Raw genomic sequence first — 205 nt, 5'->3', positions numbered from 1 at the left:
ATCGCCACGCCGAACCCCGAAATCAGATGTGCCAGCGTGTCCATCAGCGGCCTCCCAGCAGAAACGACAGGATGCCCGTGGGCAGGACCACGTCCAGCAGCTTGTCGAACATGAAATACAGCACGGTGCCGAGCCCGGCGCCGGCTGCCAGGGCCTGCTTCCAGTTGCCGCCAAAGGCCATGCCCACCGGCACGGCCATCAGGGT

It is taken from the genome of Stenotrophomonas sp. YIM B06876 (genome assembly GCF_030711595.1).
GTDB lineage: Bacteria > Pseudomonadota > Gammaproteobacteria > Xanthomonadales > Xanthomonadaceae > Stenotrophomonas.
The sequence above is the reverse complement of the archived record's forward strand: the minus strand, read 5'-3'. Positions refer to the sequence as shown.